Consider the following 22,422-nt stretch of genomic DNA (forward strand, 5'->3'; position numbering starts at 1 on the left):
CCGAACGACAACAACGCTCAAACACGAGGCGCCCCCCGATGAAGAGCCACCACACGCGCCACCTTGTCGAGCCACGCACGCACTTCGTCGAGCGCGGCCAGCGCCTCGTCCCAGGTGGTTTCGATGAAGCGCATGCGGCTGCCGATGGGCGCCTGGCCGAGGCGCCACATGTCGGCCTCGATCACGGTGCCGAACTTGGGGTAGCCGCCCGAAGGCTGGGCGTCGCGCATCTGGATGATGGGCTGCCCGTTGTGCGGCACCTGGATCACGCCGGGCACGATGCCGTGGGAGCGCAGTTCCATCGGTGCAATGGGCCGCAGCGCCTCGCCGTCGAGACGGTAGCCGTAGCGGTCGCTCTGGGAGGTGATTTTCCATTCGCCGGCCCAGAAGGCTTCGCGCGAAGTCGGCTCGAAGGCCAGGTACTCGGCAGCGGGCAGCACACGTACGGCGGCAACGCCATCGCGCTCCAGCGGCAGTGCGAGCGCGGGTGGCACCAGACCGAAACCGGTGCGGCACGCGCTGCCTGCATCGGCTGCGCGGAGCACGTCGCCACGACGCAGCGCGCGCCCTTCATGCCCGCCGAAGGCACCGCGTAGCTGGGTGCTGCGCGAGCCCAGCACCTCGGGCACGTCGATGCCGCCGGACACGCACAGCACGGCGCGGCTGCCGCGCTGCGCACCGCCTTGCGGCAGGCCCAGCGTGAGCACCTGGCCGGCGCGTGCCTGGTGCACCCACCAGGGCAGCAGGGGCTGCTCGTCGAGCTTGGCTGCGCAGTCGGCGCCGGTCAGTGCGAAGGCGCAGTCTTCGTCGAAGCGCACCTTGAACGGAAACACCGGCACCTCGATGGCAGCCGCGCCAAGCGCGTTGCCCAGCAGCAGGTTGCCGGCGGCCAGCGCCAGGTTGTCCATGGCGCCCGAGGTGCCGACGCCCCAGCGCAGGCTGCCGGTGCGGCCCAGGTCCTGCACGGTGGCGAGCGCGGCGGATGAAAGGATTTCGATCATCGGACGATGCCCTCCACGCGAAAACGGATCATGTCGCCCGGCTGCAGCATGGCGGGCGGATCTTGCGCGGGGTCGAAGAACACCATCGAGGTGCTGCCGATGGTGTTCCAGCCGCTGGGGCCAGCCGATGCCGACACGCCCGTCTGCGCGCCGCCGATCGACACCGCGCCGCCCGGGATGCTCAGCACCGGCGTCTTGCGACGCGGCGTGGCAATGCGCGGGTCCATGCCGCCCAGATAGCAGTAGCCGGGATGGCTGCCGAGCGCATACACCGGGTATAGCGGCGCGCTGTGCAGTTCGACGATGGTCTCGACGCTCAGGCCCGTGTGCGCCATCACGTCGGCCATGTGCGGGCCGCCCTCGCCGCCGTAGACCACGGGGAGCTCGACCACGCGGCCTTCGCGCGGCACGGCGGTGGCCGCGCTCCAGGCGTTGCACAGGCGCTCGCACAGCGCATCGAGATGGCGCGGCGCGCGCGTGAAGGTGAGCATCAGGTTGTTCATGCCCGGCACGGCCTCGCGCACTTCGGGCCAGCTCTCGGCTTCGTGCGCAAGGGCCCAGATGCGCTGCTGAGACGGCAGGTTCATGTCGCCCGGCGCTTCGAACAGCAGCGCCGTGGTGCCCAGAAGGCTGATGGACGGTTCGGTACGGGATGCCTGTGCGCTCACGCCGCGCTCCTTTGCTGCAGCCAGCGTTCGAGGTGATGGATGTCGACGCCGCCGGCGGCAAAGCCGTCGTCGCGCAGCAGCGCGCGGTGCAGCGGCACGTTGGTGGCAATGCCTTCCACATGCGTCTCGGCCAGCGCCAGGTGCATGCGGTCGAGCGCATCGGCGCGGGTGTCGCCGTGCACGATGAGCTTGGCGATCATCGAGTCGTAGTACGGCGGCACGCGGTAGCCGGCGCCCGCGTGCGAATCGACGCGCACGCCGAAGCCGCCAGGGACCTGCCAGCCGGTGATGCGGCCAGGCGCGGGCGCGAAGGTGTCGGGGTTCTCGGCATTGATGCGGCACTCGATGGCATGGCCCTGGCAGCGCACGTCGGCCTGCGCCAGCGACAGGCGCTCGCCGAGCGCCATGCGCAGTTGCTGCTGCACGATGTCGATGCCGGTGGTCATCTCGGTCACCGGGTGCTCCACCTGCAGGCGCGTGTTCATCTCGATGAAATAGAACGCACCCTTCTCGTAGAGAAACTCGAAGGTGCCTACGCCGCAGTAGCCGATCTGCCGGCACGCGGCCGCGCAGCGCTCGCCCACCTCGGCCATCAGCGCGTCGTCGATGCCGAGCGCGGGCGCCTCCTCGATCACCTTCTGGTGGCGGCGCTGCAGCGAACAGTCGCGGCTGCCCAGCCACACGGCGTTGCCGTGGCTGTCGGCCAGCACCTGGATCTCGACATGACGCGGATGCAGCAGGAACTTCTCGATGTAGACCTCGGGGTTGCCGAAGGCCTGGCGCGCTTCTTCCCGCGTGAGCGCCATGGCGTCGAGCAGCGCGGCTTCTTCGTGCACCACGCGCATGCCGCGCCCGCCGCCGCCGCCCGCGGCCTTCACGATCACCGGATAGCCGATGTCGCGCGCCAGGGCCAGCACTGCGGCCGGGTCGTCCGGCAGCGCCTCGTCGGGGCCGGGCACGCAGGGCACGCCGGCCTTGCGCATCGCGCGCTTGGCAGAAACCTTGTCGCCCATGGTGCGGATGCAGGCAGCGCTGGGGCCGACGAACACGAGGCCGGCCTGCTCGACACGCGCGGCGAAGCCCGCGTTCTCCGAGAGAAAGCCGTAGCCGGGATGAATGGCCTGCGCGCCGCTCACCTCGGCGGCGAACAGGATGGCGGACTGGTTGAGGTAGCTCAGCCTCGGCGCTGCCGGCCCGATGCACAGCGCCTGGTCGGCCTGCGCGACGTACATCGCGTCGCGGTCGGCCTCGGAGTGCACGACCACCGTTCGCAGGCCGAGGCCCCGGCAGGCGCGCTGGATGCGCAAGGCGATTTCGCCCCGGTTGGCAATGAGCACGGTGTCGAACATCGCGCGCGCCTCCTCATCCGAAGCGGAACAGGGGCTGCCCTGCTTCCACTTCCTGGCCCGAATGCACGAGCACCTGCTGCACGGTGCCTGCACGATCGGCGCGGACTTCGTTGAACATCTTCATCGCCTCGATCACGCACAGCAGCTGGCCAGCTTCCATGGCCTGCCCCGGTTGCACGAAGGGCGGCTCGCCGGGCGCGGGTTGCAAGTGCACCACGCCGAACAACGGTGCAAGGCACTCGGTGCTGGCAACCGCCGTTGTTTCTTCCAGGGCCTGTCGTGGCGCCTTCCGTGCGCCGGACGGGCTTCGCATAGCGGGTACGGCAGTTGAGGCGCCCAGCGCCGACAGCTTCACCAGCCGCAGCGTGCTGCCGTTCTCGCTGTACTCCAGTTCCGCCAGGTCCGATGCGGCCAAAGCGTCGATGAGCGTCTTGATCTGTTCCTGCTTCATGCCGATGGCTGTGATGGCCGACGCATTCCGCGAACGCGTGACGGCATGCATGAAAGGTAACGGGCCGCGAGCCCGAAGCCAAAGACGGATTGGCTGTGCCGGGATAAGGGCGCCTTATGACGGGCGCCTTGCGGCCTTACGACAGGGCGGCGAGCTCGGGTTCAGGCGTCGATGCGACAGTGCGGGCCAGGTCGACCACGAGTTCGAGCAGGATGTCTTTCACCGCCTGCGCGGGTTCGGACAGCGGCAGGTGGTCGGACTGGCACAGCGCCAGCGGCGCCTCGATGACCGGGTCGACGATGGGGAATTGCCAGGCCCCGCAGCTCGCGACCACCTCGCGCGCCATCGACGCCGGCAGGATGGTCGCGCCCAGCCCGTCGGCAATGGCCGCAGTGAGGGTAAAGGCCGATTCGATCTCCGCCACCACGCGCGGCACCATGCCCGCACGCACGAAGGCCGCGTCCACCAACTTGCGCACCACGTTGTACGGGCGCGGCAGAAAGAGTTCGATGTCGCGCAGGTCGACCAGCTTCACAGGCTGCGAGGGCGCCGGCATCGATGCGGGGCCGACCAGGAACAGCGGCTCCTTGAGCAGCGGCAAGAACGTAAGCCCGTGAATGGCCTTGTCGCCGTAGAGCACGGCGAGGTCCATGCGGCCATTCATGATGAGCTCGCTCAGCGTAGTGCCGTAGTTCTCGTTCAGGTAGAGCAGGATGCCCGGGTGGCGCGCGCGCACGGTGCGCAGCAGCGGCAACGACAGCGCCGATGCGGCCGTGCCGGGCGCGAGCCCCACCGACACCTGGCCCGAGAGCCCTTCGCCGGCAGCCTCCATGTCGACGCGGGCCTGCTCGCACTGGCGCAGGATGATCTGCGCATGGCGGTACAGCACCTTGCCGGCTTCGGTGGGCGTCACGCCGCGCTTGGTGCGCACGAGCAGCTGCTGGCGCACTTCGCCCTCGAGCGTGGCCAGTTGCTGGCTCAGCGCAGGCTGGGCGATGAAAAGGACCTCTGCCGCCTGCGTCAGGCTGCCGATGTCCACGATCTTCACGAAATATTTGAGGCGTCGCAGGTTCACGCCTTGTCCCCAAGCAAAAGCCAAGCCTAGCACCGGCCCTGCACAGCCGGTATCAGGGCTCACCATAAGCTGCGCCTATACAACCAGTGAAAAGTCGTCTTGGCCTCGGCTGTTCGATGTGCGTACCGTTCGGTCCATGCAAGCCTCTGCACAGCAAGAACAGGAAGTCATGTGACCACGTCCCGCATTGCCGCCCGCGTGCGGCGCATCAAGCCCTCGCCCAGCACCTCGGCCGCCGACCGCGCCAACGAACTGCGCAGGCAGGGCAAGTCGATCGTGAATCTCGTAGTGGGCGAGCCCGACTTCGACACCCCGCCCCACATCCGCCAGGCCGCGGCCGCCGCCATCGAGCGCGGCGCCACGCGCTACACGCTGATGGCGGGCACGGTGGAGCTGCGCGAAGCCATCGTCGCCAAGCTCGAACGCGAGAACGGCCTGCGCTATGCGATGAACGAGATCATTGCCACCAGCGGCGCGAAGAGCGCGATCTACAACGCCTTCGCGATCACGCTGGAGCCGGGCGACGAGGTGATCATTCCCGCACCCTACTGGGTGTCGTACCCCGACATGGTGCTCGCCTGCGAGGGCACGCCCGTTACCGTGGCCTGCCCCGAATCCCAGGGCTTCAAGCTCGCGCCCGCGCAGCTCGAGGCCGCCATCACGCCACGCACGCGCTGGCTGCTGATCAATTCGCCGAGCAACCCGACCGGTGCGAGCTACACGGCCGCCGAATACCGCGCGCTGGCCGAAGTGCTGGAACGCCATCCGCACGTGATGGTGATGACCGACGAGATCTACGAGCACATCCGCTTCGACGGTGAGGCGACGCCGCACCTCCTCGTGGAGGCGCCCGCGCTGCGCGATCGCACGCTGATAGTGAACGGCGTCTCCAAGACCTATGCGATGACCGGCTGGCGCATCGGCTATGCGGCCGGGCCGGTGGACCTGATCAAGGCGCTGGACACGCTGCTGTCGCAGTCCACCGGCAACTGCTGCTCGGTGAGCCAGGCGGCCGCGGCTGCTGCATTGAATGGCGACCAGGGCTTCGTGGCCGAGAGCGTGGCCGTGTACAAGCAGCGGCGCGATCGCACGCTGGCGCTCATCAACGATATTCCCGGCCTCAGCTGCGCCACGCCGCCCGGCGCCTTCTACCTGTACATCAACTGCGGCGGCCTCATCGGCAAGACCACGCCCGAAGGCAAGCGCCTGAACGAGGACGGCGACGTGGTGATGTACCTGCTCGAAAGCGAAGGCGTTGCCGTGGTCGCGGGCACCGCGTACGGCCTGTCGCCCTACTTCCGTCTTTCCATTGCCACGTCGATCGAGACGCTGGAAGAAGGCTGCACGCGCATCGCCCGTGCAGTGGCCGCACTGCGCTGACGCGCGCCGAAGAACTCACAAGGACCAGTCATGCCCTACAAAGCCATCCGCAAGAACCCGTCGGCCCCGCAAGTGGCGCCGGCCATCATCGCCGCGCTGCAGGACATTCCGGTGGCCGCGCTCAGCGACAACCTGCACCGCAACATCGGCAGCGTCGGCCTGCAGCCCTACCACCGCCCCGGGCGCAAGACCATGGCGGGCACGGCCGTCACCGTGAAGACGCGCGGCGGCGACAACCTCACGCCGATGCGCGCCTTCGAGTTCTGCCGGCCCGGCGACGTGCTGGTGATCGATGCGGGCGGCGACATCACGAACGCCGTGATCGGCGGCATCCTGTCGTTCTATACCGCGACCATCGGCACCGCGGGCCTGGTGCTCGACGGCGCCATCCGCGACGTGGCCGAGATCCGCGAGCGCGACTACCCGGTGTATGCGCGCGGCGTGAACCATCGCGGCCCCTACAAGGACGGCCCCGGCGAGATCAACGTGCCGGTGTCGGTCGGCGGCATGATCGTGAACCCGGGCGACATCGTGGTGGGCGACCAGGACGGGCTGCTCGCCTTCTCGCCCGACGAGGCCGAGTTGTTGATCGAGAAGGCCCGCGCGCACCTGGAAACGGAAGCGCGCACGATCCAGGCGATGAAGGAAGGTCGCTGGGACCGCTCGTTCCTCGATGCTCTCGAGGCACGCTGCGCCAATTGAAGCGGTCAGGCGCCTGAGGCGCCGCCGCTGACCAGCGCCCACAGCGCTTCCGCCACCGGCGCCATGTGCGCCTGCTGGCGGTACAGCCGGATGTCCACCGGCACGCGCCAGCCACCCGCGCCGGCATCGACCAGCGTGCCGCTGCGCAGGTCTTCAGCCACCAGGCTCATCGGCAGCCACGCAAGGCCGCGGCCTTCGAGCGCCATGGTGCGCAGCAGCGCGGCATGGTGGGCCGTGAAGACGATCGACAGCGAGGCGGCGAAGTCCTTGCCGAATTCGCTGTCCTGCATGGCCCGCATAATCCGGCCCAGTCCCGAGGCATCGCTGTAGGCCAGCACGGAAGGCGACTGGCCTGCGCCCAGCACATGCAGCGGAGCGCCGTTTGCATCGGGCGCGCTCACGGGCACCAGCACGTCTTCGCTCAATCGCTGGACCGGGTAGCCGGTGTCGTCGAGCCGCCCCGGCGCGCCTGCGTGTCCGTGGCACAGCACGAACTGCACGCGGCGCTGCAGCATCAGGTCTTCGCAGGCGTACGAGCTGTCGGAAACGGTCTGGATCGGGCCCATGCTCAGGCGCGATTCCACGCTGCCCAGCCAGCGCGGGAAAAAGGTGAGCGACAGCACGTGCGTGGCGGCGAAGCTCAGGCTGGCGGCGTCCAGGTCGTGCGCGGCGCGGGCCTTGATGCGCGCGGCTTCGAGGCCCGCGAGCACTTCCTGCAGCAGGGGCTGAAAGCGCTTGCCCGCCGCCGTGAGCGCGGTCGGGTGCCCGCTGCGGTCGAACAGGTCGACGCCCACCCACTCCTCCAGCGAGCGGATGTGGCGGCTGAAGGCGGGCTGCGCAATGGAGCGCGCCTGCGCGGCACGCGAGAAATTGCCGGACTCGGCCAGGGCCAGGAAATCTTCCAGCCATTCGAGGTCGAGGGGTCGGTTGCCGGGGCCCATGCGCAGCGCAGTTGAATAGTTGTATGCGATTCGAGTATTGGACGGCTCGCGCCCCGCCGGCAAAAGATGCACCCATTCCTGCACCTTGAACCACAACGGAGACACAGCATGCCTTCCATCGCGAATTATCGCGGGATCATCCCCGCCATTTCCTGCCCCTTCACGGCCGACCACCGCATCGACGAGCCGGCGCTGCGCAAGCTGGCCTCGTGGCTGGCCGGCCATGACGGCGTGGTGGCGATCATGACCAATGGCCACACCGGCGAAGTGTTTTCGCTGACGCCCTCGGAACGCGCCGAGGTGACGCGCATCGTGGCCGACGAACTGCGCGGCCGCACGCCGGTGATTTCGTCGATCGTTTGCGAAGGCCTGGCCGAGGCTGCCGAGCATGCACGCGCCGCGCAGGCTGCCGGCGCGGTGGCGCTCGACGTGATGCCGCCGCACCACTGGCTGCGCTTCGGTTTCACGCCCGGCCATGCGCTGCAGTACTTCGAGGCCATCCACCGCGCCGCGCCGGAGCTGGACCTGGTCTGCCACGTGTATCCGGCCTGGACGCGCGCCTCTTACTCGTCGCAGCTCCTGGCCGAGCTGGCGCGCCTGCCCTACCTGCAGGCCTTCAAGGTAGGCCAGCGCGACATGAACAAGTACGCCCGCGACATCCAGGCGATCCGCGAGGCCGATGCATCGAAGGCCATCCTGACCTGCCACGACGAGTACCTGCTGGCCTCGATGGTGCAGGGCGTGGACGGCGCGCTGGTCGGCTTCGCGACCTTCATTCCGCAATTGATCATCGACCTGTGGAATGCGGTGAAGGCCGGCGATCTGAAGAAGGCGATGGCGGTGCAGGCGCTCATCACGCCGCTGAAAGATGCGGTGTACGGCGGCGGCGAGCCGACCGGCGAGGCGCACGCGCGCATGAAGGGCGGCATGTTCCTGGCCGGCGTGCTCGACAACGCCACCGTGCGCCCGCCGACGGAAGCGCCGAATGCGCGCGAGATGGATGCATTGCACGCCGCCGTGCAGCAGGCCGGCCTGTCGAAGCGCTGAGCCCACGGGGCCGCGACACCCGCGATGCCCCGATGAAAAACCACAAGGAGACAAGAGACATGCAACGCAACCATTTCCTGCGGGCCACGCTGGCCGCCCTCGCGCTGGCCGCGGCATCCACCGCCGGCTTCGCCCAGACCTGGCCAAGCCGCCCGGTGCGCATGGTGATTCCGTTTCCGCCGGGCGGCACGCTCGACACCATCGGCCGCCTACTGGCGCAGAAGCTCGGCGAGCAGACGGGCCAGAGCTTCATCGTGGAGAACCGCGCGGGCGGCAACGGCGTCATCGGCGCCGACGTGGTGTCGAAGGCGCCGGCCGACGGCTATACGCTGCTGTTCAATGCATCGACCTTCACCACCGCGCCGATGACCATGAAGGCCGTGCCCTACGAGGTGGTGAAAGACTTTACCCCCGTGGCGCTGGTGGCCAAGGCGCCGCTTTCGGTGGCCGTCAACAAGAACCTGCCTGTGACGGACGTGAAGTCGCTCATCGCGTACGCCAAGGCGCACCCGGGCAAGATGACCTTCGCAGTGGGCTCCATCGGATCGGCGGGCCACCTGTCGACCGAACTGCTCAAGCGCGCGGGCGGCGGGCTCGACTACCTGATCGTGCCGTACAAGGGCACGGCGCCCGCGTTCCAGGACCTGATCGGCGGGCAGATCGACGGCTTCATCGACCCCATCCTTGGTTCACTGCAGTACCACAAGAGTGGCATGGTGAAGGTGATTGCCGTGACCTCGGCCACGCGCGCCGCGAGCCTGCCAAACGTGCCTACCGTGGGCGAGAGCATCCCGGGCTACGAGTTCTACAGCTGGTATGGCCTGTGGGGGCCCGCGAAGCTGCCGGCCGCCGTCACGCAGCGGCTGAACGCCGAGGTCAACAAGGCACTGGGCACCGACATGCGCGAGACGCTGGGTGCGCAGGGCTTGCTGCTGACACCGGGCAGCGTCGAAGACTTCGTGAAGTTCCAGGCCGAGGACATGGCGCGCTCGAAGAAGATCATCGTGGAGGGCAACATCCATGTCGAATGAGGCTGCCCCGCATGCAGTGGTGACGGGCAGCAGCGGCGGCATCGGCCGTGCCATTGCGTCGCAGTTGCTCGAAGCGGGTTGGCGCGTGAGCGGGCTCGATCTGGCCGCGCCCACGTTGTCTCACGCGGGCTTCGTGCATGTAGCCGTCGACCTGTGCGATGCCGATGCCATCGCGCGCACAGCCGCCGCGCTTCAGAACGCCGATGCGCTGGTGCACGCAGCCGGCGTGCTGCGAGTCGGCCCGCTGGGTTCACTCGACCACGCGAGCGGCGAACTCATGTGGCGCCTGCACGTCGACGCGGCCACGCGGCTGGCCGACGCCCTCGTGCCCGCGATGGCCGCGCGCGGACACGGCCGCGTCGTGTTCGTCGGCAGCCGCGTCGCACAGGGCTTGCCCGGTCGCGGCCAGTACGCCGCGACCAAGGCGGCGCTGAGCGCGCTCGCGCGCAGCTGGGCCGCGGAGGTCGCGGCCCAGGGCGTGACCGTCAACGTGGTGTCGCCCGGTGCCACGCAGACCTCGATGCTGCAGGACCCGGCACGCGCGGGCAGCGCACCGCGCATGCCGCCCATCGGCCGGCTGATACAGCCCGAGGAAATCGCTGCGCTCGTGGGCTTTCTTCTGTCGCCGCCAGCGGCGGCCATCACGGGGCAGGACGTCGCCATCTGCGGCGGCTCGTCGCTGCACCGCTGAACGTCTTTCGCTTTCTCCATCCCCCGAACCCGACCATGAAAATCGTCAACATCCTCGAATCCACCCGTCCCATCAAGTCGGACATCCGCAACGCCTACATCGACTTCTCGAAGATGACCCTGAGCCTCGTGGCCGTGGTCACCGACGTGATCCGCGATGGCAAGTCCGTCATCGGCTATGGCTTCAACTCCAACGGCCGCTATGGCCAGGGCGGGCTGATCCGCGAGCGCTTCCTGCCGCGCCTGCTCGAAGCCGAGCCCGCGTCGCTGCTCGACGAAACCGGCGACAACCTCGATCCGCACAAGATCTGGGCCCGCATGATGATCAACGAGAAGCCCGGCGGCCACGGCGAGCGCTCGGTGGCCGTGGGCACCATCGACATGGCGGTGTGGGACGCCACCGCCAAGATCGCGGGCAAGCCGCTCTACCAGTTGCTGGCCGAGCGCTACGGCAACGGCACGCCGAACCCGCGCGTGTTCGTCTACGCAGCGGGCGGCTACTACTACCCCGGCAAGGGCGTGGAAGGCCTGCAACGCGAGATGACCAGCTACCTGGAACGCGGCTACTCGGTGGTGAAGATGAAGATCGGCGGCGCCACGCTCGCTGAAGACTGCGAGCGCATCGAGTCGGTGCTGAAGATCCTCGGCCCCGGCCAGCAACTGGCAGTGGATGCCAATGGCCGCTTCGACCTGAAGACCGCCGTCGACTACGGCCGCGCGCTGTCGCAGTACCCGCTGTTCTGGTACGAGGAAGCCGGCGATCCGCTCGACTACGAGCTGCAGGCGAAGCTCGGCGAGGTGTACGCCGGCCCCATGGCCACGGGCGAGAACCTGTTCTCGATGCAGGACGCGCGCAACCTGATTCGCCATGGCGGCATGCGGCCCGACCGCGACTGGCTGCAGTTCGACTGCGCGCTGAGCTACGGGCTGGTGGAGTACCTGCGCACGCTCGACATGCTGAAAGCGCACGGCTGGTCGCCCTCGCGCTGCATTCCGCACGGCGGCCACCAGATGTCGCTCGCCATTGCGGCCGGCCTCGGGCTCGGCGGCAACGAGAGCTACCCCGACCTGTTCCAGCCCTACGGCGGCTTCCCCGATGGCGTGAAGGTGGACAACGGCTACGTCACGCTGCCGCCGCTGCCGGGCATCGGCTTCGAGGGCAAGGCCGATCTCATTGCGGAGATGCGGGCGCTTGCGAGCTGACGAAAGAAAGTCTCAGGGCTGGAAGCCGGAGCGCCGAACCACTGGCTCCCACTGCGCGCGAAAGGCCTTCAGCATCTGAGCCGTCTCGGCCGCATTGCTGATCACGGGCGTGATGTATAGCGCGTCGGCCGCCTTCTGCAGGCCCGGGTCTTTCATGACGTCGCGGATCGCGTTGGCCAGCAGTTGCACCTTGGCGTTCGGCATGGTGCTGGGCGCGAAGAAGGTGTTCCAGCCGTCGGCATCGATCTTCATGCCGGCTTCGCGGAAGATGGGAATGTTGGGCGCGAAGCTCGCGCGCTTCTTGCCCGAGGTGGCCAGGATGCGGATCTTGCCGGCCACGTGCTGCGGATAGAGCGAATCGAGCGTGTCGATGGCAATGGGCAGGCTGCCGCCGCTCAGGTCGGCCGCCAGAGGCGCCGAACCGCCGTAGCCCTTGATCTGCGGCTGCACGCTCAGCGCATCGCCCACCATCAGGCCGAAGAAGTGAGGCAGGCTGCCAGTGGCGGGCACGCCGAAAATCGCCTCTTCCGGATGTGCCCACAGCCGGCTCACGAGAAACATCGCGCGGTCGAGCTGGAGCTTGTTGCCGACCGCCAGCGCAAAGTCGTAGCTGCTGACTTGCGACACGGGCACGAAGTCCTTGTCGGGGTCATAGCCCGCGTCCTTGAAGACCAGCGGCGCGACCACCATCACGGCGGGGTTGCCGAGCATCAGCACGTTCTGCCCGGCGGGGGCGCGCTTTACTTCCTTGGCCGCGAGCCGGCCGCCCTCGCCCGGACGATTTTCCACGCTCACCTGAACGCCGAGCTTGGGCGTCAGCCGCTCGGCGATCAGGCGCGCGATGCGGTCGGTGCTGCCGCCCGGCGCATAGCCGACCACGAGGGTGAGCGGCCCGCCGTCCAGCGCCTGGGCGTGGACCATGGGAGCGCAAGCGGCCAGGGCAATGCCCCACGCCATGATGAGCTTGCGCCTGGAAAGGAATGCGGGCATCGGATCTCCTGCGAGCGGTTGTCGTGAACGGGGCGCGCGAGTTTTCACGGCGAAAATCGCGCGCCAAGACTGTTTCCGTTCGTTCAAATTTGTTACCGGTTTATACGTATGGGCAAACAGTTGATCTAATCAACTACCAGTGCTCCGAGGCGGGCGAACCACACTCCCCATCCCATTTTTCATACGTATGCAACAAGCTTTTCCCGATGCAGCAGCGTTGCGCGCGCCCCGTTCCCTGAACGACCTGCTGCTGTACCGCCTGGCACGAGCCATGCGCTCGGGCAACGGCATGGCGACCCGCCTGGTCGAAGGAGGCTTCGGCATCACGCGCCGCGAGTGGGGAATGATCGCCACGCTGGCGCAGGAGGGCGAGATGACTGCGTCGACGCTGGCCACGCACCTGCACCTGGACCGCGTGCGCACTTCGCGCGGACTGCGCAGCCTGGTCGAGAAAAAGCTGGTGGTGCGGCGGCAGGACGCTCAGGACCGCCGCGAAGTGCACGTGCGGCTGAGCGCTTCAGGCCAGCAGTTGTTCGGCAGGCTGTTTCCCCGGATCGCGGGGCTGAACACCGAATTGCTCGAAGGCATCGAGCCTGCGGATCTCGATGTCTTTCTTCGCTGCCTGCAGCACCTGGAGCAACGCGGAGAGCAGTTGCTCGTGCAGGGCGTTGTCATGGAGAAGGCGGACCGGCGCTCGGGGGGCACGCGGCACCGGTGGCCGGAACGCGGAGGCTGAGTCAGGCCTTCACGTCCAGCATGCTGCCGATCGAAGTGCTACCAGCGTTGGCGCGCTGCGATGTGCTGCTGCCGCTGCTGCTGCTCTCTTCCATTGAAGCCATCGCGCTCTTTTGAACGCTGGCCGTGCGCAGCGCGTTCATCTGCTGCTGCAGCATGGCAAGCCGGGCCGCCAGCGCTTCGAGCTGCAGCCGGATCGCATCGCGCGCGTCGCCCTCGGGCGTGCCGAGCAGCTGGCCCTGCGTTTTCGCGATCTGCTTCTGAGTCGTCGTGATCTGGCGCTGGATCTTCGCGATTTCGGCGTTGACGTCGCCTCCGCTTCTGGCGCTGCCGGTCGCACTGATGGCATTCAGCATCTGGGTCCTCTGTTGTGTCCTCAGGAGGGTTATCGGCAACCGAGGCGAAAACTGAAGGGCCTTGCATGACCGCGATCGCGAACTAGACTGAACATGAGGGCACCCGCGGTGCCGGGGGCCAAGGAGCCTGCCATGTACAAGCGTGTTCTTGTCGCAACCGACGGCTCCGCGCTGTCGGAGCAAGCAGTCAACGCCGCCATCGACCTGGCCCTGTTGACCAACGCGGAACTGGTGAGCGTCACCGTCGCGCACATCGAGCCGGTCGGCTACTTCGAAGGCTCGATGATGCTGAGCCAGCGGGACATCCAGGCCTCCCAGGAGCATACGGACCGCGCCGCGCAGCAACTGGTCGACAAGGTCGTGGCCACTGCGGTCGCCAAGGGCGTTCGCAATCCGCAGGCCATCGTCATGAAGTCGAACCAGGTGGCCGAGGCCATCATCACGACCGCGAAGAACCAGCAGTGCGACCTGATCGTGATGGCCTCGCACGGACGGCGCAGCCTGGCGCGCCTGCTGATGGGCAGCGAGACGCTGCACGTGCTGACGCACTCGCACATTCCGGTGCTGGTGCTGCGCTAACGCGGCGGCGCGACCTTTCGCAGGCACTCCATCAGGAGCTGACTGGCGGGCGTCTGCGAACGCCCCCGCAGCGTGATGATGCCCACCGGCGGAAGCTCGATCGGCACGTTGATCTTCAGGATGCACAGCTGCCCCTGCTTCGCGAAGTGCCGGGCGACGCTTCGCGCGAGGAACCCCACGGCCGGCCGCTCATGCATGACGGACAGCGTGACAAGAAACGACGCTGTCTCGACGATGTCCGCCGGCGGCACGAGGCGGTGCTTGTAGAACATCTGGGCCAGCTTCGAGCGCGATGAAGCCCACGGCGGGGGCACCACCCAGGGCAGCTCGGCGAGCATCTTCCAGCTTGGCCTGGAAGCCTCCGCCAACGGGTGGCCGGGGCTCACCACGATGCACATCGGCTCCGTGTAGAGGGCTTCGGTCTCCAGGTCCGGCGAGGCATAGCCGGGCTCCAGCCGGCCGACGATCAGGTCGAGTTCGCCCACGCGCAGACGAGGCAGCAGCCGCGTGAGATCGCCCTCTTCCACCATCACGGTGGTCAGTGCCGACTGCTTCTTGAGCTGCTGGATGGCCTTGACGAGCAGGCTCGGCGTGGCCACCACCATCGCGCCCACGCTGGTGCGGCCTGCGCCGCCGCTGGCCACGGCGTCGATCTCGTCGCGCGTGCGCTGGTAGTCGGCCAGCACCGAGCGCGCAAAGCGCACCACCGTGACGCCGAAGGGCGTGGGCTCGGTGCCGCGCGTGGAGCGCGTGAACAGTTTCAGATCGAACATGCGCTCGATCTCTGCCAGCATCTTCGAAACGGCCGGCTGCGTGATCGAAAGAAACTCCGAGACCCGCCCCAGGTGGCGAAACTCGTCCAGCGCCACCAGCAGTTGCAGATGACGCAGCTTGAGGTTGGAACGAAGAACGCGATCGATCTGGCTCATGGCGCTTTGAGCGGGCTTTCTCCTTCATAACCTGGAGCTCATGAAGAGAGTCCGCTATTTCATTGGATGGCCATGATTGTCTCCGGAAGAATCCGCTGTGCTTGCCGAACAACGATTTCTGGAGACAACGATGAAAACCCCTCGCAACATGGCGCGGCGCCAGCTCGTGCTGGGCGGCCTCGGCGCCGCAGCTCTCGCCACCGCCCCCGCTCGCGCGCTGGCCGCCGACTACCCCGAACGCCCCCTCACGTTCATCTGCCCGTGGCCCGCAGGCGGCACGGCCGACCGGTCGATGCGCATCATCTGCCAGATCGCCGCACGCGAACTCGGGCAGCCCATTGCGCTGGAGAACCGCGCAGGTGCCTCGGGAATGATCGGCACCAAGGCGCTGGCCTCGGCTCGGCCCGACGGCTACACGATCGGCCAGATACCGATTTCGGTCACGCGCTTCTCCCAGATCGGCACGGTGCAGCTCGATCCACTGAAAGACCTCACCTACCTCGCGCGCACTTCGGGCCAGACCTTCGGCATCGCGGTGCCGGCACGCTCGCCGTTCAAGTCGCTGCGCGACGCCGTGGCGCAGGCCAAGGCCCATCCCGGCACCGTCACCTACGCACACGCCGGCATCGGCGGCGCAACGCACGTGGGCATGGAGCAGTTCGCGCAGGCCGCCGGCGTGAAGTTCAACGCCATCGCCTACAAGGGCGGCTCGGCCGCGCTGCAGGACGTGCTGGGCGAACAGGTCGACATGCTGGCCGACAGCAGTTCGTGGGCGCCGCACGTCGAAAGCGGCAAGCTGCGCCTGCTCGCCACCTGGGGCGAAGCGCGCACGCCGCGCTTCAAGGACACGCCCACGCTAAAGGAGCTCGGCTTCGACGTGGTGGTGGAAGCGCCCAACGGCATCGGTGCGCCCAAGGGCCTGCCTGCCGCAGTCGAGAAGCGGCTGCGCGATGCGTTCCGCACGGCCGTCAACAGCGAAGAGTTCCGCAAGGTGGCGGAAAGCATCGATGCGCCGGTCATGTACCAGGACGGCCCCGAATACCAGAAGTACGTGCAGACCGTGTACCGGCAAGAGACCGATCTGATCCGCAAGCTCAACCTCAAGGAGCTGATGGAAAAGGGCTGATGAAGCCCTCGCCCACCGGCATCCGAACCTGCTCGAAGCAACCCCAAGCCACGCCATGAACGACAGCCCCCTGCTTCGCCTGCACTCGAACGACAACGTGCTGGTCGCCAAGAGCGCCATTGCCCTGGGCGAAACAATCGCCGAGTTCGGCGTGCGCGCCAGGGCGCAGATTCCCGCCGGCCACAAGATCGCGTCGCGCGCCATCGCGGCCGGCGAGGAAGTGAAGAAGTACGACACGGTGATCGGCGTGGCCTCGCGCGACCTGCAGGCTGGCGACTACGTGCACAGCCACAACCTCACGCTGGTCGACAGCTACCGCGACCCGGCCTTCTGCCAGGACGTGCGCCCGGTGGACTTCGTGCCGGTTGCCGAACGCGCGACCTTCATGGGCTTCGAGCGGCCCGGCGGCGGCGTCGGCACGCGCAACTTCATCGGCATCCTGTCGTCGGTGAACTGCTCGGCCACGGTCATCAAGCGCATCGCCGCGCACTTCACGCCCGAGCGCATGGCCGCCTTTCCCAACGTGGATGGCGTGGCCGCCTTCGCGCAGACCAGCGGCTGCGGCATGTCGTCGCCGAGCGAGCATTTCGACGTGTTGCGCCGCACGCTGGCGGGCTATGCGCGCCACCCGAACCTGGCCGGCGTGCTGATCGTCGGCCTGGGCTGCGAACGCAACCAGGTCGATGCGCTGGTCGATTCGCAAGGGCTCGAAACGGGCCGCCTGATGCGCACGCTGGTGATGCAGGAAGTGGGCGGCACGCGCCAGACCATCGAGGCCGGTATCCGCGCAATCGAAGAAATGCTGCCCGAGGCCAATGCCGCACGGCGCACGCGCGTCGGCGCGCACCATCTGAAGATAGGGCTCGAATGCGGCGGCTCCGACGGCTTCTCGGCCATCACCGCCAACCCCGCGCTCGGCGCGGCGATGGACGTGCTGGTGCGCCACGGCGGCACAGCCATCCTGTCGGAAACGCCCGAGATCCACGGTGTGGAATTCATGCTCACGCGCCGCGCCGTAACACCCGAGGTCGGGCAGAAGCTGCTCGACCGGCTGGCTTGGTGGGAGCGCTACGCGGCCGGCCAGAACGCACAGTTCAACGGCGTGGTGGGCCATGGCAACCAGGCCGGCGGCCTGGCCAACATCTTCGAGAAATCGCTGGGCTCTGCGATGAAGGGCGGCACCACGCCGCTTCGCGCGGTGTACGAATACGCCGAACCCATCGACGAGCCTGGCTTCGTCTTCATGGACTCGCCGGGCTATGACCCGGTGGCCGCAACGGGGCAGATCGCCAGCGGCGCGCAGTTGATCTGCTTCACCACCGGACGCGGCTCGATGTTCGGCAGCAAGCCCGCGCCGACGATCAAGCTCGCGAGCAACACGCCGATGTTTCGCCGCCTGGAGGAAGACATGGACATCAACTGCGGCGTGGTGATCGACGGCGAACTCTCCGTGCCCGAACTGGGCCAGCAGATCTTCGAGCAGATCCTGCGCCACGCTTCGGGCGAGCCGACCAAGAGCGAGACGCTCGGACTGGGCGACCACGAGTTCGTGCCCTGGCACCTGGGCATCGTGAGCTGACCGCCTTCTTTTCTCCTTTCTCCTTCTCTCCATGCCCCTGACCCTTTCGCGCCCCGACCTGCAACGCACGGCCAACTTCATCGCCGGCGAATGGCTGCGCTCCGCTTCCGGCCGCACGCTCGATGTGACCGACCCGGCCACCGGCGCCCTCATCGCGCAGGTGCCCGACTCCAGCGCAATCGACGCGCACGCAGCCGTCGATGCCGCGCATGCCGCCTTTCCCGCCTGGCGCAAAACACCCGCCAAGCAGCGCGCGCAGATCCTCAAGCGCTGGAACGACCTTGTGCTCGCGCACCAGGAAGACCTGGGCCGGCTCATCTCGCGTGAGCAAGGCAAGCCGCTGGCCGAAGGCCGCGGCGAGGTTGCCTATGCGGCCAGCTACATCGAGTGGTTTGCCGAGGAAGCCACACGCGCCAACGGCGACGTCATTCCGGCGCCCGTACCGGGCCGGCGCATGTTCGCGCTGCGCGAACCGGTCGGCGTGGTCGCGGCGATCACGCCGTGGAATTTTCCCGCCGCGATGATCGCGCGCAAGATCGCGCCGGCGCTTGCCGCGGGCTGCACTGTGGTGTGCAAGCCGGCCGAGGACACGCCGCTGACTTCGCTGGCCCTCGTGGCACTGGCCGCCGAAGCCGGCGTACCGCCGGGCGTGCTGAACATCGTCACCGCATCGCGCGAGCGCACGCCCGAAGTGGTCGATGCCTGGCTCGACGATGTGCGCGTGCGCAAGATCACTTTCACCGGCTCCACGCCCGTCGGCAAGCACCTCGCGCGCCGTTCGGCCGACACGCTCAAGAAGCTGTCGCTCGAACTCGGCGGCAATGCGCCGTTCATCGTGTTCGAAGATGCAGACATCGAGGCCGCGGTGGAAGGCCTGATGGCCGCCAAGTTCCGCAACGGCGGCCAGACCTGCGTGTGCCCGAACCGCGTCTTCGTGCATGAGGCAGTGCACGAACGTTTTTCCGAACTGCTGGTTGCACGCGTGGCGGCATTGCGCGTCGGACCTGCCGCCGACGCGGCCTCTCAGATCGGGCCGATGATCAATGCACGCGCGGTCGAGAAGATCGAGCGCCATGTGCAGGACGCGGTGGCGCGCGGCGCGCGCGTGCTCACCGGCGGCACACGGCTGCCCGAGCTCGGCTCGAACTACTTCGCACCGACCGTGCTCGCCGATACAGACGCCACCATGGCCTGCGCCTGCGAAGAGACCTTCGGCCCGGTCGCCCCGCTGACGCGCTTCTCGAACGAGGCCGAGGTGATCGCGCAGGCGAACGACACGCCCTTCGGCCTGGCCGCGTATTTCTATTCACGCGACGTGCGCCGCATCTGGCGCGTGGCCGATGCGCTGGAGACCGGCATCGTCGGCATCAACGAAGGCGCGCTGGCAGCCGAGGCTGCGCCCTTCGGCGGCGTGAAGGACTCGGGCTACGGCCGCGAGGGCTCGGTCCACGGGCTGGACGACTACCTGCACACCAAGTACGTGTGCCAGGGGCAGCTGGACTGACGGCCGGCGCCCATTCATCACCACTCTTCGACAGATCCCACATGCCCGCTCACAACCCCTTCAAGGCGGCCCTGGCCGCAAACCAGCCGCAGGTCGGCCTCTGGCTCTCGATGGCCGATCCGTACATGGCCGAGGTCAGCGCAACCGCCGGCTTCGACTGGCTGCTGATCGACGGCGAACACGCACCCAACGACTTGCGCTCGACGCTGGCCGCGCTGCAGGCGGTGGCGCCGCATCGGGCCCAGCCGGTGGTGCGCGCCGTGCAGGGCGACACCGCACTCATCAAGCAGTTGCTCGATATCGGCGCGAAGAACCTGCTGGTGCCGATGGTCGACACCGCCGAGCAGGCGCGTGCGCTGGTGTCTGCCACACGCTATCCACCGCGCGGCATTCGCGGCGTGGGTAGCGCAGTCGGACGCGCGTCGCAGTGGAGCGCGCGCACCGACTATCTCGACGCGGCTGACGACGAAGTCTGCCTGCTGGTGCAGGCCGAGACGGTGCAGGCACTGGACAACCTCGCCTCGATCTGCGAGGTCGACGGCGTGCACGGCGTGTTCATCGGCCCCGCCGATCTCGCGGCCTCGATGGGCCATCGCGGCCGGCCTGGTCACCCCGAGGTGCAGGCGGCCATCGAAGGCGCGATGCGGACCATCGTGGCTTCCGGCAAGGCTGCCGGCACGCTGACTTCAGATCCGAAGCTGGCGCGCCGCTACCTCGAACTCGGCTGCACCTTCGTCGCCGTCGGCGTCGACGTGCTGCTGTACGCGGGCGCCGCGCGCAAGTTGGCGGCCGACTTCCTCGGTGCGCCGGTTGCCACCCCCGTGCCGCCTGAATCGCGCGGGGCGTACTGAGTCACGGCGGCAGTTAGCGAGATAGAGAACCCCTCGCTACGAGGAAGCAGAAGCCACGCGCGCAGTCCCCGCCCGAAACGCGTCCTCGACCGCCGCCGCGTCCGGCGCGCCATCGAGCTGCGCCCGGAAACGATGCTCGGAGAACAGGCGGGCCATCAGCGCGAGCAACTGCAGATGATCGTCCTTGGCGCCGTCCTCCGGCACCGTGATGGCCAGCATTTGGGAGACCGGCTTGCCGTCCGGGGCATCGAAGGCAATCGGCCGCCTGGTGCGAATGAACAGGGTGGTCGGCCGTTCGATGCCGTCGATGCGTGCGTGCGGAATCGCGAATCCGTCGCCGAGCGCGGTCGATCCGGCCTGTTCACGTCGACACAATGCGCGAAAGACCGGTGCCGGGTCGAGGCCGCGAGCACCGCAGATCGTCGCCGCAACGAGGTCGAGCGCGTGCGTTCGATCCCGGACATCGGCGTCGAACAGAATGTCCTGCGGTTGCAGCCAGGCAGCAATCTGCGCGATGTCGTGTGTCATCGAAATCGTTTCCTCGAATTTCATGAAGATGCGCCCGGTTGGAGCGCATCTACCGCAGTTCGTCCAGACGCAACACGTAGCGATGCGATCCGAGGTAGCGCAGTTGCGGCGAACGGTGCACCAGCCCTCGATCACCGCCTTGCGCATCCACGCCACGTCCCTGAAGGAGCGCGACGGCCTGGAGCGGCATGCGCTCGAAAGGTCCCGTAAAGCACTTCGGCATCCGCAGTGCCGTGTCTGCGTGCGGAGATGCCACCCACTCCGTGCCCAGGCCGCTGTAGCTGCACAGCAGATGCAGCCCGGCATGGTCAAGGTGCCAGTTTTCATCGATGTCACAGCCGCGAACCTGCAGCGTAAGGGTCATCCGGGGGCTGCCAGTGATCAGCGCGAAGCGTGTGGCGAGCATGTCGATGTCTGCCAGCAGAGCGTCTCGCCCGGGTCCACGCGGCGTGCGCGAGGTCTTGCACGCTGCCTGCAACGCAGCCGCTACATCGGCCGCGCGCAATTGCAGTTGCGCCGTGGGATGCCTGGCCGGAGGCAAGGCATCCAGCCATGCAGCAATCGGAGCCTGCGATTCGCGCCGCCACAGCGCCAGGTCGATGCCCGGTTCCAGAATGCGTTCGAGCACGTCGATGTCCTGGCCGAGCAGGATCTCCGGCGGGAGCCGCAAGGGCGCTGGCCGACTCAGGCAATCGTGGACGAAGGTCTTGCCGGAATCGACCGTCGCATCGGCGACCGCGCTCTCCAGGTCAGCCGCCATTGGCCAGACCACAACGCTGGAGATGCTCGCGCCAGCTTGTGAGGTGGCCGATCTCGCCATCGGGCGCGCATTCGAGCAGACAGTGCACCACGGAGGCATAGCTCTCCAGGGGCAGACGAATCATGAGACGGGCGCGCGGAGCGCCATTTGCGCACGTTGCATTCACACGCATCAGGGGCTCGCAGCGCAGCACGCCGGCACCCTTGCATGCGGCGATGCCGCGCCGCACGCGGCACGCGTCGACCGACGGCACCGTGACGTCGAGCACCTTGAAAACCGTCTCGCTCTTGGCACGCACAGTGCCTGCGTATTCCCGATAAGCGGCGTAAGCCATGAAACTCCTGCAATGGAAAAGAACACGGTGTCAGTATCGGCAGGCGCGTGTGAAAACGGTGTAAACAATGCACCCTGCGGTGGAAATGCCGCGTAAATATGCTGGCCTCAGCGCTGGCCCGAACTGGAACCGGCCGTGGACGAGCAAGAGATTTCCCAGTAACCCGGGCAGCCCTCTTGCGGAACAACGCTCATCCAGCGCGCTCCGCAATGACCGCAGGAAGCCAGGAGAACTTCGGCGCCGTCCTGGCTTTCCAGGCTCTCCTGCGCGGGATCGAGCATGGGCGTGCCGCAGCAGGACCAATGCAGGCTCATGTCAGGCAAGGCGCGAGCAGCCCGAACCCACGCAGCAGCGCGGGACCAGAGCGTTTCTTCTGGAGGCATGGTGTGCACGAAGGCGGGCCGCGGCCCGCCTGTCGCCTTGAGGATCAGAGCGTCTTCGTCAGCGTGAGGATGAAGCGCGCCTTGTTCGGCGAGTAGGTCGTCTGGCCGAAGGTGCCGAAGCCCAGGTCGACGCCGGGGTTGGCCACTGCCAGGTACGAGCTCTTCTTGTTGGCGCCCTGCACCGAGCCGGTCAGCGACAGGCCGTTGCCGAAGTCGTAGCTCGCGCCGAC

24 protein-coding genes and 1 pseudogene are annotated in these 22,422 nt (G+C 67.6%); 12 read left to right on the forward strand and 13 right to left on the reverse strand.

Annotated elements, in window-relative coordinates; translation table 11 throughout:
* Positions 1–17: 17 nt before the first annotated feature.
* The 5 genes from BLW48_RS30290 to nac all read right to left on the reverse strand — a co-directional run bounded on the left by BLW48_RS30290 (position 18) and on the right by nac (position 4,544).
* A complete protein-coding gene (locus tag BLW48_RS30290; protein ID WP_093179264.1) occupies positions 18–1,001 on the reverse strand; it encodes a 5-oxoprolinase subunit C family protein in 984 nt (327 codons plus the stop codon).
* Positions 998–1,669: a 5-oxoprolinase subunit PxpB gene (pxpB, locus tag BLW48_RS30295; RefSeq protein ID WP_093179266.1), complete on the reverse strand. Its 672-nt coding sequence runs from the start codon at positions 1,667–1,669 to the stop codon at positions 998–1,000. Before pxpB ends, BLW48_RS30290 begins: the two co-directional genes overlap by 4 nt.
* Complete coding sequence (gene accC, locus BLW48_RS30300) at positions 1,666–3,018, reverse strand: acetyl-CoA carboxylase biotin carboxylase subunit (protein ID WP_093179268.1); 1,353 nt, start codon at positions 3,016–3,018, stop codon at positions 1,666–1,668. Before accC ends, pxpB begins: the two co-directional genes overlap by 4 nt.
* A 13-nt stretch (positions 3,019–3,031) precedes the next feature.
* A complete protein-coding gene (locus BLW48_RS30305; protein WP_093179295.1) occupies positions 3,032–3,469 on the reverse strand; it encodes an acetyl-CoA carboxylase biotin carboxyl carrier protein in 438 nt (145 codons plus the stop codon).
* A gap of 136 nt (positions 3,470–3,605) precedes the next feature.
* Positions 3,606–4,544 carry a nitrogen assimilation transcriptional regulator NAC gene (gene nac / locus BLW48_RS30310; protein WP_177142464.1) on the reverse strand — a complete coding sequence of 313 codons (939 nt, stop codon included), beginning with the start codon at positions 4,542–4,544 and terminating at the stop codon, positions 3,606–3,608.
* A gap of 171 nt (positions 4,545–4,715) precedes the next feature.
* Here nac and BLW48_RS30315 point away from each other — a divergent pair, with 171 nt between their 5' ends.
* Both BLW48_RS30315 and BLW48_RS30320 read left to right on the forward strand, forming a co-directional pair.
* Positions 4,716–5,924 carry an aspartate transaminase gene (locus tag BLW48_RS30315; RefSeq protein WP_093077579.1) on the forward strand — a complete coding sequence of 403 codons (1,209 nt, stop codon included), beginning with the start codon at positions 4,716–4,718 and terminating at the stop codon, positions 5,922–5,924.
* A gap of 30 nt (positions 5,925–5,954) precedes the next feature.
* The gene (locus BLW48_RS30320) at positions 5,955–6,626 is read left to right on the forward strand and encodes an RraA family protein (protein WP_093179271.1); all 672 of its coding nucleotides are present in this window, start codon (positions 5,955–5,957) and stop codon (positions 6,624–6,626) included.
* 5 nt (positions 6,627–6,631) lie between these two features.
* Here the strand turns inward: BLW48_RS30320 and BLW48_RS30325 are convergent, their stop codons facing one another.
* On the reverse strand, positions 6,632–7,567 hold the full coding sequence (locus BLW48_RS30325; RefSeq protein ID WP_093077630.1) for a LysR family transcriptional regulator: 936 nt from the start codon (positions 7,565–7,567) through the stop codon (positions 6,632–6,634).
* A 108-nt stretch (positions 7,568–7,675) separates the two neighbouring features.
* Between BLW48_RS30325 and BLW48_RS30330 the strand changes: the two genes are divergently transcribed.
* From BLW48_RS30330 to BLW48_RS30345, 4 genes are read left to right on the forward strand one after another with little or no spacing between them, the layout of a single operon-like run.
* Positions 7,676–8,614, forward strand: coding sequence for a dihydrodipicolinate synthase family protein (locus tag BLW48_RS30330; RefSeq protein WP_093057350.1), 939 nt, complete (start codon positions 7,676–7,678; stop codon positions 8,612–8,614).
* Positions 8,615–8,673: 59 nt separating this feature from the next.
* Positions 8,674–9,645: a Bug family tripartite tricarboxylate transporter substrate binding protein gene (locus BLW48_RS30335; RefSeq protein WP_093077582.1), complete on the forward strand. Its 972-nt coding sequence runs from the start codon at positions 8,674–8,676 to the stop codon at positions 9,643–9,645.
* Positions 9,635–10,336 (forward strand): SDR family NAD(P)-dependent oxidoreductase, encoded by a 702-nt coding sequence (locus BLW48_RS30340; RefSeq protein ID WP_093179272.1) that lies wholly within the window; start codon positions 9,635–9,637, stop codon positions 10,334–10,336. Before BLW48_RS30335 ends, BLW48_RS30340 begins: the two co-directional genes overlap by 11 nt.
* A gap of 35 nt (positions 10,337–10,371) precedes the next feature.
* Positions 10,372–11,538, forward strand: coding sequence for a mandelate racemase/muconate lactonizing enzyme family protein (locus BLW48_RS30345; protein ID WP_093179274.1), 1,167 nt, complete (start codon positions 10,372–10,374; stop codon positions 11,536–11,538).
* A gap of 12 nt (positions 11,539–11,550) precedes the next feature.
* Here BLW48_RS30345 and BLW48_RS30350 read toward each other — a convergent pair whose 3' ends face one another.
* Positions 11,551–12,528, reverse strand: coding sequence for a tripartite tricarboxylate transporter substrate-binding protein (locus tag BLW48_RS30350; protein ID WP_093057346.1), 978 nt, complete (start codon positions 12,526–12,528; stop codon positions 11,551–11,553).
* A 187-nt stretch (positions 12,529–12,715) separates the two neighbouring features.
* On the opposite strand from BLW48_RS30350, the gene BLW48_RS30355 reads away from it, so the two are divergent.
* A complete protein-coding gene (locus tag BLW48_RS30355) occupies positions 12,716–13,264 on the forward strand; it encodes a MarR family winged helix-turn-helix transcriptional regulator (protein ID WP_093057345.1) in 549 nt (182 codons plus the stop codon).
* Position 13,265: 1 nt separating this feature from the next.
* Here BLW48_RS30355 and BLW48_RS30360 read toward each other — a convergent pair whose 3' ends face one another.
* Positions 13,266–13,619 carry a FlxA-like family protein gene (locus tag BLW48_RS30360; RefSeq protein ID WP_093179275.1) on the reverse strand — a complete coding sequence of 118 codons (354 nt, stop codon included), beginning with the start codon at positions 13,617–13,619 and terminating at the stop codon, positions 13,266–13,268.
* Positions 13,620–13,751: 132 nt separating this feature from the next.
* On the opposite strand from BLW48_RS30360, the gene BLW48_RS30365 reads away from it, so the two are divergent.
* Positions 13,752–14,198 carry a universal stress protein gene (locus tag BLW48_RS30365; RefSeq protein WP_093057489.1) on the forward strand — a complete coding sequence of 149 codons (447 nt, stop codon included), beginning with the start codon at positions 13,752–13,754 and terminating at the stop codon, positions 14,196–14,198.
* On the opposite strand, the gene BLW48_RS30370 is transcribed toward BLW48_RS30365, so the two are convergent.
* Positions 14,195–15,127: a LysR substrate-binding domain-containing protein gene (locus BLW48_RS30370; RefSeq protein WP_093179277.1), complete on the reverse strand. Its 933-nt coding sequence runs from the start codon at positions 15,125–15,127 to the stop codon at positions 14,195–14,197. The two genes, BLW48_RS30365 and BLW48_RS30370, sit on opposite strands and share 4 nt — an antisense overlap.
* A 130-nt stretch (positions 15,128–15,257) precedes the next feature.
* Here BLW48_RS30370 and BLW48_RS30375 point away from each other — a divergent pair, with 130 nt between their 5' ends.
* From BLW48_RS30375 to hpaI, 4 genes are read left to right on the forward strand one after another with little or no spacing between them, the layout of a single operon-like run.
* The gene (locus BLW48_RS30375; RefSeq protein ID WP_093057342.1) at positions 15,258–16,253 is read left to right on the forward strand and encodes a tripartite tricarboxylate transporter substrate binding protein; all 996 of its coding nucleotides are present in this window, start codon (positions 15,258–15,260) and stop codon (positions 16,251–16,253) included.
* A gap of 55 nt (positions 16,254–16,308) precedes the next feature.
* Entirely contained in the window at positions 16,309–17,832 is a 1,524-nt protein-coding gene (locus tag BLW48_RS30380) for a UxaA family hydrolase (RefSeq protein WP_093179278.1), read from the forward strand.
* Between the two features lie 31 nt (positions 17,833–17,863).
* On the forward strand, positions 17,864–19,336 hold the full coding sequence (locus BLW48_RS30385; protein WP_093179280.1) for an NAD-dependent succinate-semialdehyde dehydrogenase: 1,473 nt from the start codon (positions 17,864–17,866) through the stop codon (positions 19,334–19,336).
* 41 nt (positions 19,337–19,377) lie between these two features.
* The gene (gene hpaI, locus BLW48_RS30390; RefSeq protein ID WP_093179281.1) at positions 19,378–20,187 is read left to right on the forward strand and encodes a 4-hydroxy-2-oxoheptanedioate aldolase; all 810 of its coding nucleotides are present in this window, start codon (positions 19,378–19,380) and stop codon (positions 20,185–20,187) included.
* Between the two features lie 36 nt (positions 20,188–20,223).
* Here the strand turns inward: hpaI and BLW48_RS30395 are convergent, their stop codons facing one another.
* The 4 genes and pseudogenes from BLW48_RS30395 to BLW48_RS30410 all read right to left on the reverse strand — a co-directional run.
* On the reverse strand, positions 20,224–20,739 hold the full coding sequence (locus BLW48_RS30395; RefSeq protein WP_177142465.1) for a PTS sugar transporter subunit IIA: 516 nt from the start codon (positions 20,737–20,739) through the stop codon (positions 20,224–20,226).
* Between the two features lie 25 nt (positions 20,740–20,764).
* Positions 20,765–21,475, reverse strand: coding sequence for a DUF1826 domain-containing protein (locus BLW48_RS30400; RefSeq protein ID WP_177142466.1), 711 nt, complete (start codon positions 21,473–21,475; stop codon positions 20,765–20,767).
* The gene (locus BLW48_RS30405; RefSeq protein WP_093057336.1) at positions 21,465–21,809 is read right to left on the reverse strand and encodes a hypothetical protein; all 345 of its coding nucleotides are present in this window, start codon (positions 21,807–21,809) and stop codon (positions 21,465–21,467) included. Before BLW48_RS30405 ends, BLW48_RS30400 begins: the two co-directional genes overlap by 11 nt.
* Before the next feature lie 427 nt (positions 21,810–22,236).
* Positions 22,237–22,422 (reverse strand): annotated as a pseudogene (locus BLW48_RS30410) (hypothetical protein); the annotation flags it as partial.

Origin of the sequence: Variovorax sp. YR266 (assembly GCF_900107295.1) — a bacterium.
Classification (GTDB): domain Bacteria; phylum Pseudomonadota; class Gammaproteobacteria; order Burkholderiales; family Burkholderiaceae_C; genus Variovorax.